The sequence below is a fragment of the Neptuniibacter sp. PT8_73 genome, from assembly GCF_047778045.1.
GTDB lineage: Bacteria > Pseudomonadota > Gammaproteobacteria > Pseudomonadales > Balneatricaceae > Neptuniibacter.
In genome coordinates this window covers 3,494,495-3,512,740 of record NZ_CP180545.1, presented here as the reverse complement: position 1 = coordinate 3,512,740, position 18,246 = coordinate 3,494,495, and the positions used below count along the sequence as shown (strand labels likewise).

21 protein-coding genes are annotated in these 18,246 nt (G+C 45.9%); 8 read left to right on the top strand and 13 right to left on the bottom strand.

Annotation, left to right across the window (positions count from 1 at the left end):
• Position 1: 1 nt before the first annotated feature.
• The 11 genes from ACMXYN_RS15990 to smpB form a co-directional block, all read right to left on the bottom strand.
• Positions 2-577 carry a hypothetical protein gene (locus ACMXYN_RS15990; RefSeq protein WP_415892693.1) on the bottom strand — a complete coding sequence of 192 codons (576 nt, stop codon included), beginning with the start codon at positions 575-577 and terminating at the stop codon, positions 2-4.
• 2 nt (positions 578-579) lie between these two features.
• Positions 580-1,689: a PASTA domain-containing protein gene (locus ACMXYN_RS15985; RefSeq protein ID WP_415892692.1), complete on the bottom strand. Its 1,110-nt coding sequence runs from the start codon at positions 1,687-1,689 to the stop codon at positions 580-582.
• Between the two features lie 10 nt (positions 1,690-1,699).
• A complete protein-coding gene (locus ACMXYN_RS15980) occupies positions 1,700-2,362 on the bottom strand; it encodes a hypothetical protein (protein ID WP_415892691.1) in 663 nt (220 codons plus the stop codon).
• A gap of 30 nt (positions 2,363-2,392) precedes the next feature.
• A complete protein-coding gene (locus tag ACMXYN_RS15975) occupies positions 2,393-3,253 on the bottom strand; it encodes a hypothetical protein (RefSeq protein WP_415892690.1) in 861 nt (286 codons plus the stop codon).
• Positions 3,254-3,262: 9 nt separating this feature from the next.
• Positions 3,263-3,820 carry a hypothetical protein gene (locus tag ACMXYN_RS15970; RefSeq protein WP_415882596.1) on the bottom strand — a complete coding sequence of 186 codons (558 nt, stop codon included), beginning with the start codon at positions 3,818-3,820 and terminating at the stop codon, positions 3,263-3,265.
• Between the two features lie 22 nt (positions 3,821-3,842).
• Positions 3,843-4,412: a hypothetical protein gene (locus ACMXYN_RS15965; protein ID WP_415892689.1), complete on the bottom strand. Its 570-nt coding sequence runs from the start codon at positions 4,410-4,412 to the stop codon at positions 3,843-3,845.
• A gap of 26 nt (positions 4,413-4,438) precedes the next feature.
• On the bottom strand, positions 4,439-4,933 hold the full coding sequence (locus ACMXYN_RS15960; RefSeq protein ID WP_415892688.1) for a hypothetical protein: 495 nt from the start codon (positions 4,931-4,933) through the stop codon (positions 4,439-4,441).
• A 19-nt stretch (positions 4,934-4,952) separates the two neighbouring features.
• Positions 4,953-5,624, bottom strand: coding sequence for a hypothetical protein (locus tag ACMXYN_RS15955; RefSeq protein WP_415892687.1), 672 nt, complete (start codon positions 5,622-5,624; stop codon positions 4,953-4,955).
• Positions 5,625-5,732: 108 nt separating this feature from the next.
• Entirely contained in the window at positions 5,733-6,266 is a 534-nt protein-coding gene (locus ACMXYN_RS15950) for a hypothetical protein (protein ID WP_415892686.1), read from the bottom strand.
• Positions 6,266-7,396: a hypothetical protein gene (locus tag ACMXYN_RS15945; protein ID WP_415892685.1), complete on the bottom strand. Its 1,131-nt coding sequence runs from the start codon at positions 7,394-7,396 to the stop codon at positions 6,266-6,268. Before ACMXYN_RS15945 ends, ACMXYN_RS15950 begins: the two co-directional genes overlap by 1 nt.
• A 269-nt stretch (positions 7,397-7,665) precedes the next feature.
• Positions 7,666-8,139 carry an SsrA-binding protein SmpB gene (gene smpB, locus ACMXYN_RS15940; protein WP_415882590.1) on the bottom strand — a complete coding sequence of 158 codons (474 nt, stop codon included), beginning with the start codon at positions 8,137-8,139 and terminating at the stop codon, positions 7,666-7,668.
• Positions 8,140-8,413: 274 nt separating this feature from the next.
• Here smpB and ACMXYN_RS15935 point away from each other — a divergent pair, with 274 nt between their 5' ends.
• The 3 genes from ACMXYN_RS15935 to ACMXYN_RS15925 are packed head-to-tail and all read left to right on the top strand — an operon-like array spanning position 8,414 to position 10,538.
• The gene (locus ACMXYN_RS15935) at positions 8,414-9,778 is read left to right on the top strand and encodes a sodium-dependent transporter (protein ID WP_415892684.1); all 1,365 of its coding nucleotides are present in this window, start codon (positions 8,414-8,416) and stop codon (positions 9,776-9,778) included.
• Positions 9,779-9,795: 17 nt separating this feature from the next.
• Positions 9,796-10,227, top strand: coding sequence for a type II toxin-antitoxin system RatA family toxin (locus ACMXYN_RS15930; RefSeq protein ID WP_415882588.1), 432 nt, complete (start codon positions 9,796-9,798; stop codon positions 10,225-10,227).
• Positions 10,228-10,241: 14 nt separating this feature from the next.
• Positions 10,242-10,538 carry an RnfH family protein gene (locus ACMXYN_RS15925; RefSeq protein ID WP_415882587.1) on the top strand — a complete coding sequence of 99 codons (297 nt, stop codon included), beginning with the start codon at positions 10,242-10,244 and terminating at the stop codon, positions 10,536-10,538.
• A 24-nt stretch (positions 10,539-10,562) separates the two neighbouring features.
• Here ACMXYN_RS15925 and ACMXYN_RS15920 read toward each other — a convergent pair whose 3' ends face one another.
• On the bottom strand, positions 10,563-10,904 hold the full coding sequence (locus ACMXYN_RS15920; RefSeq protein ID WP_415892683.1) for an outer membrane protein assembly factor BamE: 342 nt from the start codon (positions 10,902-10,904) through the stop codon (positions 10,563-10,565).
• A gap of 120 nt (positions 10,905-11,024) precedes the next feature.
• Between ACMXYN_RS15920 and fur the strand changes: the two genes are divergently transcribed.
• Complete coding sequence (fur, locus tag ACMXYN_RS15915) at positions 11,025-11,447, top strand: ferric iron uptake transcriptional regulator (RefSeq protein ID WP_415889448.1); 423 nt, start codon at positions 11,025-11,027, stop codon at positions 11,445-11,447.
• Positions 11,448-11,545: 98 nt separating this feature from the next.
• Here fur and recN read toward each other — a convergent pair whose 3' ends face one another.
• On the bottom strand, positions 11,546-13,210 hold the full coding sequence (gene recN, locus ACMXYN_RS15910) for a DNA repair protein RecN (RefSeq protein WP_415892682.1): 1,665 nt from the start codon (positions 13,208-13,210) through the stop codon (positions 11,546-11,548).
• Between the two features lie 199 nt (positions 13,211-13,409).
• Here recN and grpE point away from each other — a divergent pair, with 199 nt between their 5' ends.
• The 4 genes from grpE (at position 13,410) to cysE (ending at position 18,243) form a co-directional block, all read left to right on the top strand.
• On the top strand, positions 13,410-14,015 hold the full coding sequence (gene grpE, locus ACMXYN_RS15905) for a nucleotide exchange factor GrpE (RefSeq protein ID WP_415892681.1): 606 nt from the start codon (positions 13,410-13,412) through the stop codon (positions 14,013-14,015).
• Between the two features lie 148 nt (positions 14,016-14,163).
• Complete coding sequence (dnaK, locus tag ACMXYN_RS15900) at positions 14,164-16,095, top strand: molecular chaperone DnaK (RefSeq protein ID WP_415892680.1); 1,932 nt, start codon at positions 14,164-14,166, stop codon at positions 16,093-16,095.
• A gap of 157 nt (positions 16,096-16,252) precedes the next feature.
• The gene (dnaJ, locus tag ACMXYN_RS15895) at positions 16,253-17,386 is read left to right on the top strand and encodes a molecular chaperone DnaJ (protein WP_415892679.1); all 1,134 of its coding nucleotides are present in this window, start codon (positions 16,253-16,255) and stop codon (positions 17,384-17,386) included.
• A gap of 50 nt (positions 17,387-17,436) precedes the next feature.
• Positions 17,437-18,243: a serine O-acetyltransferase gene (cysE, locus tag ACMXYN_RS15890; RefSeq protein WP_415892678.1), complete on the top strand. Its 807-nt coding sequence runs from the start codon at positions 17,437-17,439 to the stop codon at positions 18,241-18,243.
• Positions 18,244-18,246: the final 3 nt, after the last annotated feature.

Genomic DNA, 18,246 nt, shown 5'->3' with positions numbered 1-18,246 from the left:
ATCAAATGATCAGCTTTAGGGTTTGATCTTTATCCATTAGCGCACCCGCTTCGGGCTCAGTTTGGGAGATTGTTGCGCTATTGGATGCATTTTGGGGCGATAGGGCAAAGGGGATGCCTAAGCGTTCTAAGACGATTTTCGCTGCACTTACAGTGAAATTGGTGAGTTGCGGGATCGCGTGTAAATCATCCAATTGTGATGGCGCAGGGACAGGTACATAAGTGAGGGTCAGCTTGCTGCTAGCCTCGACATTATAGTCGTACTGATTTTGGTAACCTGCATCTACTGTGGTGCCGTTCAGTTCTGTTGTGCGTTTTCCATCTTTACCTTGGGATTGGGTAATAGATAGGGCTAAGTTAACTTCGGCTTTAGCTTCTGGGATCACGTACCAGGTCGGGCGATAGCCTAAATTTCTGAGCTCTTCGGTGGTGATGTCATCCTGACTGTAGATATCTTTCAGGTGTTCGATGGCGTTAGCATCAATAGCGTATTGAGCTTTGGCTACGCCTAAGCCGATCTCGGCGACTACATCACCTAAAGGTGCGGCAATTACATCGGAAATATGATTCTTTGGCATGATTAGGCCTCCTCTTCCTGAGCAACACCGATGATAAGGATGACTTCGGTATCTTCACCTATAGAGCGTCCTGCTTTAGGTGTTTGGCTAATGATAGTGCCTGCAGCGGCTTTTTCGCTCGGCGCTAGCTGTTGGTTGTACCACTGTGCTGAGACAGAGATCTCATCTAGACGTCTATCTGCAAGGCTTCGGGTATAACCAGTTAGGTCTGGCATTTTGATGGGTTCTGGCGTTGCTTGTGTCTCAGCTGCATCGTTTGAACCATCAAGATCTAATGTCAGGGTGCTGACGAGATCGGGATTGATATATTGAAGGCTTTCGGTGTCTTTAATCAGACGTACTTTGTCTTTTGTGCTGCCGCTCAGGACTTTTAAGTCCATACGCGCACTTTTGAGCTGAAAGCGGCCTTTGTTTTGCGTGTCTGCTTTATTAACAGCTTCTAGGGCAGAGGAGATCACCGCATCTTTAGAAAATTCTTCCACCTGAAGGGACGGCTTTTTACCCGTGTTAGTTTCTAGCTCTCTGATTCGAATATCTTTGGCTTTGATTAGTTTGCTTAGATCTAAGTTCGAGTTGGTTAATTGGGTAATTTTCTGTTTGTCTGCTTGAGATGACTGCCTTGATGTACGTTGAAGATCACTAAATTTTAATGAGATCTCTTGGGTTTCTTTCTTACTGTTAGTGAGCTTGCGCTCTAAAAGTGAATTTTTATCAGTGAGAGTTCTTAATTGTGTTGAAGATGATGAAGAACTGGATGAGCCGCCGAGAGTAAAGGCTGCTGGTATTGTGTGGAATGTAGTACCGGCCACCGTCATTGTTGGCTGTGAATTTACGGTGACGGTTCCGAAATCCAGTTTGCTTGAGCTAAAGCTTTTTGGTGTATTGGTAAGGTTCACCCAAGTTGAATTCTGTTTTGTGCACAATAAAACGCGAGGTAAAAAATTGGTGAAGTTAATATCTGAGTCTACAGAATAGACTCCTTGAGGGTTGGTGCGGCCTGAAACAAGGGTTTGTATACGCCCTCGTAGATTGTAGAGGCAAACTTTTACAGACCTATTAGCGATCGCTCGATTGTTTTTGTCGACCAGTTTGACAGAAATATTTAGTGCCATGATTTATCTCCTACTTGTGACGATAGAGCAGTGTTTCTGTTTTTGAGAACAGGTCTGCTGTGAGCGCGATCAGTTGTCCCGAGGGTTCGGAGCTGGATACGATCAACTGGGTTTGCGCTTTGCCATCTTCAGAGAGAGAAAGACTTGATTGCTGCAGCTTTGTACCGCGTTTTAACGCTGGCCGTCCTTCGTTTTTATTCAGTTTTTGTGAGAGCTCTCGATCTATATTCAGCTCAATGGTTTGGTCGGTTAAAGGTTCACCTAATGAATTGGAACCGGTTACCTCTATTAAAGCATTACGGTTCTGAGCAGTAGCGGTAAGCGTCAGTTTAGGTTGGGGTCTTCCTCCATCAATGGGTGTAGCTACCATCACGCCTTTAATTGTACTGCTGGCGCTGGAGCTATTCGGTGTGTCAGCTGCGCCAATGGGTGAGAAGGCGAGCTTGGGCTTGAGCAATGGGAGTCTGCTTTGAGGTTGCTGCTGCGGCGTTGCGCTGGTCATTTTTAGGTGCAACTCAAACTCCATTTTTGGGATATGGTAGACGAGTGCTTCCTGCCCAAATGCATTAACCACTGGGTTATTATTTAGCTTACTTTGTGCACGGCTGAGGCCGTCAGCAAGGTTGATTAAAAAATCATCCAGGTCCTGTCCCTGGGCGACCTGATTCGTCATTTTGTATACTCCCTATTCATACTTGGAGCTTTAAAAGCCCCATGTCGCTTGTTCCTTTCGCCGCTGCTGGCTGATTTTTAGAGCGCGTTCCATGCGTTGTTGGTCGCGTAGTTGTTGGCGCTTCTCTTCGGTTTTTCGTGCTTTTAGTTTTTGCTGTGCTTGTTGTTGCTGTTTTTCAAAACAGTCTTGTTCTTGGGCTGCTCTTTGTTGTTCTATCTGTTGCTCTTTCTGAAAGGCTTCTTTCTTTAGGCGCAAATTCTCGGCGCTTTTCTGTTTCAGCTTTTCTTGGCGCATTTCATTTTTAAATGTCTCTTGGCGTAACTGATATTGTTTGGCCAAGAGCTTTTCAATCTGTAGTTGTTGACGCTGTTCTTTTTGGGTTTCAAATGCCTTAAGTTCCGACTGCTTTCTTAGTTGTTGCTCTGCTATTTGACGAAAACGTTCAACCGCTTTTTGTTCTTGTCTCTGCTTCTCAAGCAGTCGTTTTGCTTTTAAATCTTGTAGTTGCTGCTGACGAACTTGCGCTTGGCGTTTGCTTATCTGTTGTTGCTCTAAACGCTTTTTATGCATCTCTGCGCGCTTTTCATCTTCTTTTGCGCGTTTTTTATCTGCGAGCCGTGAAGCCTTTGAGTGCACAGGCATAGGAAAACGAATGTGGTTCCAGTCGTTTTCGGTCTGCTCGGTGGCTTTGCCGGTTAACTGATCTAGCTCCTCTTGGAGGTGGTGATGCTCTTTTATTAGATCTTTCAGCTCATCGGAGATTTGATCCATGCTGAGAAGGTCTGCTAGAGGCCTTTCTTCTGGTTGTGACAAAGTGTCAGCCCCATCCGATTCAGGGGAGGGCTGTTCTTGTTCCTCTAGCAGATCCTGCCAGTCTAGATATTCACTCATACCGAATGATTAGCCATCAGCAGGTTTGTTACGCTCTACGATTGCTCGAATGCGCTCTTCTAGCACCGCTGGTGCTGGCGTAGGCATAACTCTTGTACGCATCAGGCTAGAACCCTCAGCAGAGTAATTGTATTTGTTGGCGTAGCGAGCGCTGACCGAAGAGGTACGCACGCGTGCGCTACCACCCAGAATAAAGCCAAAAGCACGACCGCTGACAGATCTGCGAGAGCTTTTGCGCTCAAACTCTGATTGTTCAGTAAAACTGATTGAGATTTTTACTTCGATGGTGGCATCGGTGAACTGATAGAAGGTCGGAGTGAAGCCGAGTTCTATCAGCGACATCTTTTGACCGTCAAAATGGACTAATGACTCTTTGGTGGAAGTGGTGCTATTTCCTGTGATGGGATCGACCTCTTCAACCTCATATTCACCACTCATCATTTGAGCAAGGCGAAGGCCGCTTTCATCCATAGCGTATTGTGCTTCGGCGATCGCTAAACCCATGCTGGAGATCATCTCTCCGAAGGGGACATCGCTTAGTTCACGTCCAATATTTACGCGAGGCATAATTTAATACTCCGGTTTGGGGTTAGTCTTCTGAGTCGCTTTCGTTTTCGATTAACGCTCGGACTCGCTCCTCAAACATCGCTGGAGCAGGGATTGGTACTAAGTTACAGCGCAATAAGCTGGAGCCTTCCGCACTGTAGTTGAACTTGCTTGAATATGTCGCGTCGACAGTAGTTGTACCGACTTTAGTTTTGCTGCCGCTTATCCAGCCCCAAACACCGCCATTGCGTTTGTAGTGGTCCTTCTTAGTATTGGTTGTTCTGCTGGATTCATGCTCTTGTGAGAGCTTAATAGCAATTTTTACTTCAATAATATTGTTGGTGAACTGATAGAAAGTTGGTGAAAAACCAAGTTCCATCATGCTTAGCTTCTGTGGCGCACCATCTTCATCTTTACCGAAGTACACGCGGGTATCTTGTGTTTCGGTGATGTTGCCATTCTCATCCAGTACCGGCAGTCGGCCGCCCATCAATTGTGCGACTTTGACGCTGGCTTGGTCTAATTCGAACTGAGCATCTGCTATAGCAAACGCCATATCTCGAATTAGTCTTCCCATAGGGACATTAGTGAGGTCTCTTCCTATCCTTGACATGGTTTACTCCTGTAATTGATCGAGCTTTACTCGGTATCGTCTTGGTTTGTTTTGTTGGTAGCAGGCCTGCTAGCGAGCCAGTTTTGGAAGGCAGCAGGCGGCGGTATTGAGGCTATGCGTGCTGTAATCGCACTGCTGGCTTCGGAAGAGAAACTGTATTTGTTACTAAACGAAGCGCTAACCGTTGCAGCGAACATAACGAAGTAAACAGCACCACCAACGGTGGCTGATGTACTGAATTTTGATTCGGTAGTTGTGGATGTGGATAAAGACACTTTGAGATCAATTGTGGCTTCATTAAAGTGATAAAACACTGGCGAAAAACCAAGACTTAGCAGGGACTGCTTTTCGCCATTACCTGTATCCACACCGTAGTTTTCGGCATCGCCTAATTGCATCGCCATTTCGATCGAGTTGCGATCTAACTCCTGCTGCGCGGATGCGATGGCTAGGCCTAGCTGATTGAGCAGGCCAGGTAGGGGCGATTGCTCAAGCGTGGCCATGACTTTATTGTGCGACATGCTGTTGTCCCTAGTTTATTTAACCGTTGTCTTCGGGATCACCGTCGTTATCCCCATCGTCTGTTGGTGTCGGCTGAGGATCATCAGCGACTGGCACTGGTTCGGGTTGCGGCGAAGGTGTATCGGTTAAGGGGGCAATAGGGTCTGCTGAGATACTGCCACCACCGTTTGCTGCGTGGACACGAATCGCGTCGAGAAAGGCTTGTGGTGGTGGAACTGAACGCATAATGGTTTTGATACGGGTAACGGCTTCCATATCAAATTCATATTTGTGGTGGAGATCAAAAGAGATCGTCCCTGCGAAAGCAACGGGTAAGCTCGAATTTTTAGAGGTACCCGCGCCAAGATCTACACCTAGATCAATCCCAGCTTCCACTCGGATAGATATAGTGACCTTAAATTCCATCTCTGTTTCGGTGAAATGGTAAAACTGTGGAATAAACCCCAGTTCTAATAGGCTGCGTTCTCTGCCGTTACCCTCGGCATCATTAAACTCAACAAAGGTTTCGCTAAGCAAAGTGGCTGCTTTTACTGAGGTTGCATCCAGCTCGTATTGAGCTGAGGCTATCGCTTTAGCGGTTTTTTCTATGAGGTCGGGTATTGGCAGATCTTGCATGATCTGCCCAGGCGTCATTCCTGCAACCTGATTATCAAAGTTCATCGCATCTCTCCCTTGTTCGACCAGATCCATTCTGGATTTGGTCCTGCTTCATCTGAAGCGGTTGCGTTTTCCATCGGCTCAGTTGAGGGCGATAGAATGAAATCCCTTCTACAACTTTGTCTGGGTGCGTAAGTGTGTTTATTCGGTTATTGCTTTTGCTCCGTGTGTGGCAAGTATGTCGGAAAAGTGAAACAGCCCGATCTTCTTCTGTTCGGCTGTTAGCATTTCAACCGCGCCGCTGCTGTAGCGATTTATGCGATTGATAATGGGATGGAGGTTACGTTTTTGTTGATCATTAGCATGTGCTAGCAAAGTTTTGCTGTGTGTAAACGCTTCGCTACGACGATCTAATTTGATCAATAGGCATAGTTTTCGAAGCTCTAATGTTAGGCGGTCTTTTTGAGCTTCATTGCTCTGAACACCAGTTTGTTCTTGATACTGCTCCAAGCTGTATTCGCAAAACTGTAGGGCGGTTTCGAAATTGCCGCTGAGCTCGAGGCATTCCATGCAAAGCTCGGCTAAGAATCGTTGCAGCATGAGTTGTAATTGCTGCTGCATAGCCATTTGACTGAGCTGGTGGGTTTGCTCTAATGCCTCTTTATATTGCTGCCTTCGTAATAGTAGGCCAATACCATCGAGGGTGTCGGAAAAACTAACTTTCTGTGGCTGCATTAGTGGGTTGCTCCTACATCGGTTGTTTTTATCAGACGAGCTTTAATTCCGGACTTTTGTACTTCGTGGATTACCCACAGCGCTTGGTGTTGGTTAGCCGAGAGGTTCAGAGTTAGCTGACCTGCTTTGGCTTCTGGAATGGCAATAACGCGACGCATAATGGTTTTAAGTAGATTGCCAAGCGCTGACATATGTGAGGGCTGTAGTTGATTCAATTCGATATCAAACCGGCTGCTTTGAATTGCTATTGCTTCCGCATCACAATTAAGTTGCTGTAGCTCTGCCATCATCGCTTTGGAACTTTCTAGCGAAAGGCATTTTTGAATGATGATGGGGAGTCTTTTAAATAGAGTAGGGTGAACCTGCTTGGGAATCTCACAGCGATCGAGTAACCAATCAGATAGAGTAGCTTGTTCGGCATCTTCAGCGAGCTTTGTGAGCGATAAATCAAACCTTAGGTAGTCGTGATTTTGAATGCTAACCGGTAGGTGTAGCTCAGATGCTTTTTGCCAAATAGATTCTGCTTGGTTTAATGCTAGGTCATTGGCAAACCATTGAGTGCAATGGGGGGCATTGGTTTGGGGGGCCAAACCTAAACGTAAGTAATGGCTTTTGATCGAATCGCTGAAACTCGGCATAAAGGCGATGGCCGAATAACGCGCGCTATTTGTGGTAGAGGCGATCAACTCAATGCCCGGTTTTCGGAAGCGTTCGATAAATTCTTGGGCGATCTGTTTTGAAATACGTCCAATAAGCACAGCTGGGATTTGCGTCAAACTCGCAATCATCTCTTCACTGGTTTGTCCTAAAAAAGCAGCTACTTCTGCAGCGAATTCGGTAACATGAGTGAAATCTTGGATATAGCAGGCGACTTCAAAAGATTGATCTGTAGGAGGGATTTTCGTCTGGTTATCAACAATTTCGCAAGGAAGTTGAAATTGAGTTAGTGCTTGTTGAATCCGCTTTGCTTGCTCAAGCTTAAGATCTGATTTCAGAATGGAAGGTGAGGTTAAGATTCGTTCCACGCATTCACGTTTAGTGATGCCCAGACTGCTGTGCGCTTGGCTGATTGTCAGAATATTGGCTGCGCCAATACCATTAACCTGAATTTGATAACTCTGAGCTTGCACTGTATCTCTCCGTGATAACGCGCATACCACTTCCTTGCGGTTTCTATTATTTTTTGTGAACTATTGCATGCAAAATAACCGATTTCAAGATTTTGAAACAAGTTTTTTAAACGGTTGTTTAAGGTTTTGTGCCTGTAAAGTGCAAAAAGAATTGGCTTGAGAGGTGCTTAGATTGTTGTTTCAAAGAAGGTTTTTTGGGTTTTTGCTGTGCGGAAAAAGAGGCGGATATTTTTTGAAAGGGAGCGGGGGAAAATAGATATTTATGGCAGCTATTTAGCTGCCATAAGGCGTTGTTTCTGGCGAGCCCAGTCTTTGTCTTTGTCTGCGGCACGCTTATCGTGTTGCTTCTTACCTTTGGCTAGCGCAATTTCGCATTTGATACGATTGCCTTTCCAGTAAAGGGAGAGTGCTACACAAGTGAAGCCTTTGGCTTCAGTCGCGTTGATGATCTTTACCAGCTCGCGATGGTTAAGTAACAGTTTGCGATCACGGGTTGGATCTGCGACTACGTGGGTGCAGGCTGTTTTCAGCGGAGTGAAATGTGCACCGACTAACCAAGCTTCGCCTTTGTGGATAACCACGTAGGATTCCACCAGTTGCGCGCGTCCTTCGCGTAGGCTTTTTACTTCCCAGCCAGTCAGAACGAGACCTGCTTCGAATTTATCCGAAATGAGGTATTCGTGACGTGCTTTTTTGTTTTGACAAATTGTGTTGCCCGAAGGGGCTTTCTTTTTCTTGGCCATGGCGGGCGATTATATAGATCAGGCTTGCTAAGGGAAAGCGCCTTGCAATTAGGGAAAACTATTTCTATTTGTTCATCTACTTCTACAAAGTTCTGAATGTGCAATCTGCACAATAAAAAGCTCTGTTTTTGCTATCGAAAACAGGGGAAATCCCTAAAGTTATGGGGAGCTAGCGGGGTGTGCACTTTTTGAGCAGTCAACGATGTACTTAATAAGTAAAAAGTGAAAGAATTTGCGTTTTTTCGCGACTAACCCCCCAGAAGAGTAGCAGTTCATGCAGGAAAAGAAGTCTATCCACGGTGCTTGGGCATCTCGTTGGATCTTTATTTTGGCGGCCACTGGTTCGGCAGTTGGCTTAGGTAATATTTGGAAGTTCCCATATATTGCGGGCGAAAATGGTGGCGGTGCGTTCGTACTGGTATACCTTGTCTGTATCTTGATGGTTGGTGTTCCAATCATGATGGCAGAGGTCTTCATCGGTCGACGTGGTAGACAAAGTCCTATCAATGCTATGAAGGATGTGGCGATAGAAGCCAATCATTCAGGGAAATGGTCATTTGTTGGTTGGATGGGTGTTCTAGCCGGCTTTATGATCTTCTCGTTCTACTCTGTAGTTGCGGGTTGGGTGCTTTATTACATTGCTGGTATGGGTACTGGCGATTTCATCTCTATTGGTAGTGATGATGCGGGTAAGGTCTTCAATGACTTGCTAGCTGACCCTCAGACATTGCTGATCTGGCATACGATCTTTGTTGCAATGGTAATGGTGGTTATCGTTGGTGGTGTTAAGAAAGGTCTTGAAAACGCTGTTAAGCTATTGATGCCTGCGCTGTTTATCCTTCTATTGATTATGCTTGGTTACTCCATGCAGACGGAAGGCTTCTCTCAAGGTTTTGATTTCCTATTCCACTTCGATTTCTCTGAGTTGAGTTGGAATGCCGTATTGATCGCGCTAGGTCACTCATTCTTCACCCTATCTCTGGGTATGGGTGCGATTATGGCTTACGGCTCATACATGCCTAAGAAGACCTCTATCGGCGGTTCTGTAATCACAATCGCAGCAATGGATACTATCGTTGCTTTGATTGCTGGTCTGGTTATCTTCCCGATCGTATTTGCTAATGGCATGGATCCTGGTGCGGGTCCTGGTCTGATGTTTGTAACGCTACCTGTTGCTTTTGGTCAGATGCCTGGCGGTCAGATCTTTGGTTTTGTATTCTTCTTGCTTGTAGGTATTGCTGCTTGGACATCAGCTATCTCTCTAATCGAACCAGCTGCTGCTTGGTTGGTTGAGAAGTTTGGCTGGAGCCGTGTTCCTGCGTGTATCGCACTAGGTCTTGTTGTTTGGGGCTTAGGTATCGCTGCGCTAGGTTCTTTCAACTTCATCTCTGACGTCAAGATGATGGGCTTCAATGTCTTTGATTTCCTAGACTTTATGACGGCTAATGTCATGTTGCCATTGGGTGGATTGTTCATCGCAATCTTCGCGGGTTGGTTTGTAACTCGTAAAATGGCTGAAGATGAATTGGCAATATCCTCTCCTTTACTGTTCAATGCATGGTATATTGCGCTGCGATATGTATCGCCAGTAGCGGTAGCTGTAATCTTTATTCTCAACCTAGTTGAGAAGTTGAAGTAAAGGAATGAAAAAAAGGCATGACTCAGGTAGATCGCAGTGCATTGGTATTGCACACTGCAGAAGAGATGTTTGATCTTATAAATGATGTAGAACGATATCCTGAGTTTTTGCCCTGGTGCGCTAGCACCGAGATTATAAGTCGCACAGACGATGAGTTGGTTGCGACTTTGTTCCTTTCTAAAGGTGGCTTGAAATATAGCTTCACCACTCGAAATCAGCTTAACCGCCCTGTAAGCATGACACTTGAATTGGAAGAGGGACCCTTTTCCCGCTTGAGTGGTGTGTGGGATTTCAAACCGCTTAGTGATGAAGCGTGTAAAGTAAGCTTAAGTTTACAGTTTGAATTCTCGGGTAAAATTGCTTCTATGGCGATGAGTAAGGTTTTTAACCAAGTTGCAACGACTATGGTTGATGCCTTCGTAACCCGCGCAGATCAAGTATACGTTTAAGAGAAAGTGTCACTATGAATGTTGAAGTCGCTTATGCCCTTCCTACAGAGCAAAAAATCATAGCTTTGACTGTGGCTGATGATTGCACTGCTTATGATGCGGTTATCCAGTCTGGCATTGTGGAGCTTTATCCTCAGATCGATCCTGAGAATGATCCTATGGGTATCTTTGCTAAAGCAATCAAGAACCCTAAAGAGACGATTTTGCGGGAAGGTCAGCGTGTTGAGATCTATCGCCCTTTAATTGCTGATCCGAAGGAAGCAAGGGCTAAGCGCGCAGCTAAGGTGAAAGCAAAGAAAGAAGCTGAATAAGCTGCACGCCAGCGTAGCTAAGGTTTAGCTACGCTTACCACCTGGACGGAAGTCACCATTTAAGGCATTTAGCTTACCATCTGTGAAGTAGAGAGAGATGCGCTCTTTGCTATAGCTGCCATCATCACCACTTTTCTTTGTGTATAGGTAATCCCAACGGCCTTCGTGAAAGGTATCTGTAATTAGTGGTGAGCCCATGATGAAGCGAACTTGGCTTTGGCTCATACCTGGGCGAAGCTGGTCTACCATCTCTTGCGTTACAACATTACCCTGTGGGATGTCGAATTTATAAACACCTGGGAAACCAGAACAACCGGTCAGAGTCAGTGCTACAGTAAAAGTTGTAGCAATTAGTAGTTTTTGCATCAGAATTTTGCTTCCACTATTGTGCGTAAATGCGGATAATAAAGTTTCGTGCGCTATTGAACAAGCAATTCAGCTTCCGCATGATTATGTAATCACCAACAGCTTAGAGAATAGATAACTATGTCACTTGAAAATCAGGAACTAAGAAAAGCAGGTCTGAAGGTAACTTTACCTCGTGTAAAAATTTATCAGATCCTAGAACAAGCGGGTGAAGGTGATCACTTCAGCGCTGAAGATATTTATAAGTTGCTGATGGAAAAAGGTGAAGATGTTGGTTTGGCAACAGTTTACCGTGTACTAACTCAGTTTGAAGCGGCTGGTCTAGTAACGCGTCACCACTTTGAAGGTGGTCACTCTGTATTTGAATTGGCGCGTGATGAAGAGCACGACCACATTGTTTGCGTAAAAAGTGGCATTGTAAAAGAATTTAACGATCCTCGTTTGAATGAGCTTCTAAACGAGATCGCTGAGTCTATGGGCTTCACTGTTACTGACCGTACTATTTACCTATACGGCGTACATAAAGACGCAGACGAAAAATAAGCAGTACTTGCTCTGGTGACAACTAAAAAGCCCGCTATTAGCGGGTTTTTTAGTGTATGGAATACCCTTCCAAAAACTATGTGTATGGGGCTTAAGGTCTAGCTTGCTTGAGCAAGCATCTCTTTAGCATGCTCAATAGAGCGTTCTGTAATATCGATCCCACCCAGCATACGTGCAACCTCTTGAACACGACTATCCGCGCAAAGTTGATTGATCTGCGTGTGAGTGTTCTTTTTATCTGTCTGTTTGCTCACAAATAGGTGTTGATGGCCTTGGCTCGCGACTTGCGGCTGATGGGTTACGCATAGGATTTGTGCTTTTTCACCCAGTTGTCTTAGTAGGCGACCCACGACTTCCGCAATTGCACCACCAATACCTACATCGACTTCATCAAAGATTAGTGTAGAGGTGGTGGAGGTTTGTGCTGTGATTACTTGGATAGCAAGACTGATACGTGATAGCTCACCACCTGATGCGATTTTGCCTAATGGTTTTGGTGGTTGGCCTGCATTGGTAATAATCAGGAACTCTACTTCTTCCAAACCGTTCAGACTTGGTTTTTCTAAAGCGGTTAATGCAACAGACATCTGCGCAGATGGCATGCCTAAATTATGCAGTTGCTGATCGACTAATTTGCCTAATTTTTTTGCGGCGGCTGATCGTTTGGTACCTAACTTGTTAGCGTAAGCGAGGTATTCAGCTTTGGCGCTATCAACATCAATGGCGAGTTGCTCTAGTTCTTCGTCAGAGCGACTTAGGCTGGATAGCTCTTGGCTAAGCGATTGATGGAACTCGCAAAGCTCATCTGGGTTAATGCGGTGCTTACGCGCAATCTCGTAGATCGTTGATAAGCGTTCTTCGACATCTTGTTGTCTGCTCGGGTCAACATTGACGCGATCCATGTAATGGCGGATCTCGTTGCTGGCTTCTTCAACTTGGATCAATGCCGAGTTCAGCATCTCGTTGGCTTGTCGCACTGAGGGCGATTCTGATTGGATTTCAGATAGAAGCTGCAGGCAGTGATTCAGTTGTTGTACGCAGTTGGCGTCATCGCTATCGCTGGCTAGATTGATTAGCTGGTGGCCTGTATTCAGAATGCTCTCGGCATTAGCTAAAGTTTTTTGCTCTTCTTCCAGTTGCTTAAATTCGCCATCGGCTAAGGCGAGCTGGTCTAACTCTTCAATCTGATAGCTTAATAGCTGCACGCGTGCTGTTTGTTCGGCGCTTTGTTCAGAGAGACGTTTTAGCTCGCTATCGAGTTTATGCCATTGCTGGTAGCTATTGTGAACTTGGCTGACCAGTTTAGTCTGTCCGGCAAAGTTATCGAGTAGCGTGCGGTGGTGATCTTTTTTTAGTAGGCGTTGGTGTTCATGTTGACCATGAATAGCAATCAGCAGCTCGCCAAGGCTTTTCACTAAGCTGGCAGGCGATGGGCGGCCATTGATATAGCAGCGTGAGCGCCCCTCTTTAGTGATCACTCTGCGCAGTATGCATTCACCGTCATTATCTAAATCATTCTCTGACAGCCATTGAGAGGCTTCGGGGATGCTGTCTATGTTGAAGCTTGCTGTGATGTCGGCTTTCTCAGCGCCTTGGCGTACGACACCGCTCTCTGCGCGGTTACCTAAGGCTAGGCCTAGGGCGTCGAGCATAATCGATTTACCCGCACCTGTTTCACCGCTGACTACGGTCATGCCTTGGCTTAGTTCCAGATCAAGGTGATCAACAATGGCAAAGTCACAAATAGATAATTGATTCAGCATAATAAAATACATGTGTTTTTATACAGTGGTTTCTGTATAAGTCATATTTTGATCGGATGCAATCTTTATCTGAAATTAGCGTAAAAAAATCGAATTTATCTGTTGAAAGCGTTCTCTTTGTCCCCATATTCAAGAGCAATTGATATTAACACCCAACAGACGCCCTCGAGTTTATTGAATGGGCTGGCTGGAGAGCACAATGGCAAACGAAGAACTGAACCCAGTAGAAGAGCAGAAAGTTGAGCAATCAGAAGAGGTTGTGGCAGCGGCAGACGCGCAAGAAGAAAACGCTGAGCAAGGCGAAGCGGAACAGGTTGCTGCAGAAGAGACTGCTCAAGATGCGGATAAATTGGCAGCTGACCTAGCTGCAGCAGTAGCTGAGGTTGAGACGCTAAAAGATCAGATGCTACGTGTTCAGGCTGATGCTCAGAATGTTCGTCGCCGTGCTGAACAGGACGTGGAAAAGGCGCACAAGTTTGGCGTAGAGAAGTTTGCCAACGAAATGTTGCCAATCGTCGATAGCCTAGAGCGCGCTATCGAAGCTTTCGGTGATGACGAAGCGGTTAAGCCGATGAAAGAAGGCGTTGAGATGACTATGAACATGTTCCTATCTGGTCTGGCTAAATTCCAGATGGAACAGGTTAATCCTCAAGGTGAAGCATTTGATCCTGCACTACACCAAGCGATGTCTATGGTTGAGTCGCCAGATGCGAAGCCAAATACAGTTATTGCAGTAATGCAGAAAGGTTACACATTGCATGGCCGTCTAGTTCGTCCTGCGATGGTTGTTGTGGCTAAAGCTTAAGGTACGTTCGGTAAATTTAATTTTGGTTTCGGCCTTGAAACCCTGCGAAACGTACTTATATAGATTTCATACTGACTAGTAAGTCACTTATAGAATTAATCACTGTCCGTCAGAACGGGCAGTTTAGAAAGAATTGGAGCAGATACAAATGGGTAAAATCATCGGTATTGACTTAGGAACTACAAACTCTTGTGTTTCTATCCTAGACGGCGATACATCTAAAGTAATTGAAAATGCTGAGGGTGATCGTACTACACCTTCTATCATCGCTTACGCTGATGAAGGTGAAATCTTAGTTGGTCAGCCTGCAAAACGTCAGGCGGTTACTAACCCAGACAACACGCTATTTGCTATCAAGCGTCTAATCGGTCGTCGTTTTAAAGATGATGTTGTACAGAAAGACATCAAAATGGTGCCATACAAAATCGTTGAAGCTGACAACGGTGATGCTTGGGTTGAGGTTAAAGGTGAGCAGCTAGCTGCACCTCAGATCTCTGCAGAAATTCTGAAGAAGATGAAGAAGACTGCAGAAGACTACCTAGGCGAGACAGTAACTGAAGCGGTTGTAACTGTACCAGCTTACTTCAACGATGCTCAGCGTCAGGCGACTAAAGATGCGGGTAAAATCGCTGGTCTAGAAGTTAAGCGTATCATCAACGAGCCAACTGCTGCTGCTCTTGCATACGGCATGGACAAGTCTAAAGGCGACAAAACTATCGCTGTATATGACCTAGGTGGTGGTACTTTCGATATCTCTATCATCGAGATCGCTGAAGTAGATGGCGAGCACCAGTTCGAAGTACTTTCTACTAACGGTGATACATTCCTAGGTGGTGAAGACTTCGACCTACGTTTGATCGAGTTCTTGGCTGATGAGTTCAAGAAAGACACTGGTATCGATCTACACAACGATCCACTAGCGCTACAGCGTCTTAAAGAAGGTGCTGAGAAAGCTAAAGTAGAACTATCTTCTGCACAGCAGACTGACGTTAACCTACCTTACATCACTGCTGATGCTACAGGTCCTAAACACCTTAACGTTAAGATCACGCGTGCGAAGCTTGAGTCTCTAGTAGAAGAACTAGTTCAGCGCTCTCTAGAGCCATGTAAGATCGCTCTACAAGATTCTGATCTAAGCGCATCTGAAATCGACGAAGTTATCTTGGTTGGTGGTCAGACTCGTATGCCAATGGTTCAGGAAAAAGTTGCTGAATTCTTCGGTAAAGAAGCGCGTAAAGACGTTAACCCTGACGAAGCTGTAGCAATGGGTGCAGCGATTCAAGGTGCGGTACTAGCGGGTGACGTTAAAGACGTTCTACTACTAGACGTAACGCCTCTAACGCTTGGTATCGAAACTATGGGTGGCGTAGCTACTCCAGTAATCGAGAAGAACACGACTATCCCAACTAAGAAGTCTCAGATCTTCTCTACTGCAGACGACAACCAAAACGCTGTAACAATTCACGTTGTACAGGGTGAGCGTAAGCAAGCGGCACAGAACAAATCTCTAGGTCGTTTCGATTTGGCTGAGATCCCACCAGCACCACGCGGTGTGCCTCAGATCGAAGTAACTTTCGACCTTGATGCCAACGGTATCCTTAACGTATCAGCGCAAGATAAAGCGACTGGTAAACAGCAGTCTATCGTAATCAAAGCCTCTTCTGGTCTGAGCGATGACGAGATCGATCAGATGGTAAACGATGCAGAAGCTCACGCTGAAGAAGATAAGAAGTTCGAAGAACTGACTACAGCGCGTAACCAGGGCGATGCAATGGTTCACTCTGCTAAGAAGACAATGGAAGAAGCGGGCGATAAAGCGACTGACGAAGAGAAAGCAGCTGTTGAAGCAGCAACTGCCGAACTTGAAGAAGCGCTTAAAGGCGACGACAAAGACGCTATCGAAGCTAAAACTACTGCACTTACTGAAGCGATCTCTGGTGTTGCTCAGAAGATGTACGCAGAAGCTGCACAGCAAGCTGAAGCTGAGCAAGGTGCAGGCGGTGCTGAACAGCAACAAGCTGGCGGTAACGATGATGCAGTAGACGCTGAGTTCGAAGAAGTTAAAGACGACAAAAAATAAGTCGCCTTTTAGCTGAAACGAGCTAAATAAGCGTAGAACTTTGCAGTGTTTAACGATGCTGCAAAGTCGAATTACTCGGCACCGCGGGCTCTATGCCCGCGTTGTCATATCCGGCGTAAAGCCGAAAACAGTGTTGTGACTGTATAGTGTAGTGACCATGTCAAAACGAGATTATTACGAAGTATTAGGTGTATCTAAGGATTCATCTGATCGCGATATCAAGAAAGCTTTCCGCCGTATGGCGATGAAATATCATCCGGACCGTAACCCGGACGATACGGAAGCAGAAGATAAGTTCAAAGAAGTAAACGAAGCTTACGAAGTGTTATCTGACGCTCAGAAGAAAGCTGCGTACGATCAATACGGTCATGCCGGTGTCGATCCGAACATGCGTGGTGGTCACGGTGGCGGCTTTGACGGAAACTTCTCTGATATCTTTGGCGATGTATTTGGCGATATATTCGGTGGCGGCGGTGGTCGCGGCGGCCGTAGCTCGGTACAACGTGGCGCTGACTTACGCTACAACATGGAGATGACTCTGGAAGAGGCCGTTCGTGGTGTCGAAAAGAGCATTCAAGTACCTACACTAGTCGAATGCGAAACTTGTGATGGTTCCGGTGCTAAGCCTGGTACTTCTGCGAAGATTTGTGGCACTTGTGGCGGTCAAGGCCAAGTGCGCATGCAGCAGGGCTTTTTCTCTGTTCAGCAGACCTGCCCAACTTGTCATGGTGAAGGTAAGGTTATCTCTGATCCGTGTAATGACTGTCATGGTCATGGCCGTAAAGAGAAGACTAAGACGCTTAACGTTAAGATCCCAGCAGGTGTTGATACAGGCGATCGTATCCGTCTAGCGGGTGAAGGCGAAGCGGGTACTCATGGTGGTCCAGCAGGCGATCTATATGTACAGGTTCATGTCAAAGATCATCCGATCTTTGAGCGTGACGGTAAGCACTTATACTGCGAAGTGCCGATCAGCTTTGTTGATGCAGCATTGGGCGGTGAGCTAGAAGTACCAACCCTTGATGGTCGTGTTAAGTTGAAAGTACCATCCGAAACGCAGACCGGAAAAATGTTCCGTCTACGTGGTAAGGGTGTAGCGCCTGTTCGCGGTGGATCTACGGGTGATCTTCTGGTTAAAGTCGTTGTAGAAACACCGGTTAAGTTGAGCAGCCGCCAGAAAGAACTATTGCGTGAGTTCCAAGACGAGATGGAACAAGGTACGCATAAACACAGCCCGAAGAAGCACGGCTTCTTTGATTCTGTGAAAAAGTTTTTTGAAGATATGACCTAATTTTAAGGGGCATTTATTGCCCCTTAAATTTTTATAAGAATGGGGATGGCATGAGCCAGAATCCAGAATGCCCAACTTGGCTTTGGGATGAAATTACGGCAGAAGCCGAACGTGAAGTTGTTGAAGAACCTGTGTTGGCGGGGTTTTACCACGCTAATATCTTGGGACATCAAAGCTTGTGTTCGGCTTTAGCTTATCTGTTGAGCCGCAAACTACATGATGATGCGGTGCCAGCAGTGACTTTTCGTCTAGTGATCGAAGAAGTATTTCGTGAAGCACCTGAAATCTTGCAGGCAGTATGTGCTGATATAGCTGCGGTACGTACGCGAGACCCTGCAATTGATAAATATGCGACAGTATTGCTGTACCTTAAGGGTTTTCATGCAATTCAGGCGTATCGTGTGGCTCACTATATGTGGAATAAAGGCCGTAAGAGCATGGCGCTTTATATCCAGAGCAGAGTTAGTTGTGTGTTGCAGGTTGATATTCATCCTGCGGCTAAAATCGGTCATGGCGTAATGTTTGACCACGCAACAGGTATTGTTGTGGGTGAAACCAGTGTGATCGAGAATGATGTTTCTATCCTGCAATCTGTAACCTTAGGTGGTACAGGTAAAGATTGTGGTGATCGTCATCCGAAAATTCGTGAAGGCGTTATGATTGCGGCGGGTGCCAAGATCTTCGGTAACATCGAAGTGGGCTCAGGTGCCAAAGTAGGTGGCGGAAGTGTTGTGTTGGATGATGTGCCAAGGCATACAACGGTTGTAGGCGTACCTGCCCGTGCTGTTGGTCATCCTCAGTGCGATAAACCGGCATTGGATATGGACCAGAATATCCTTCACGACAAAAACAAATAAGAG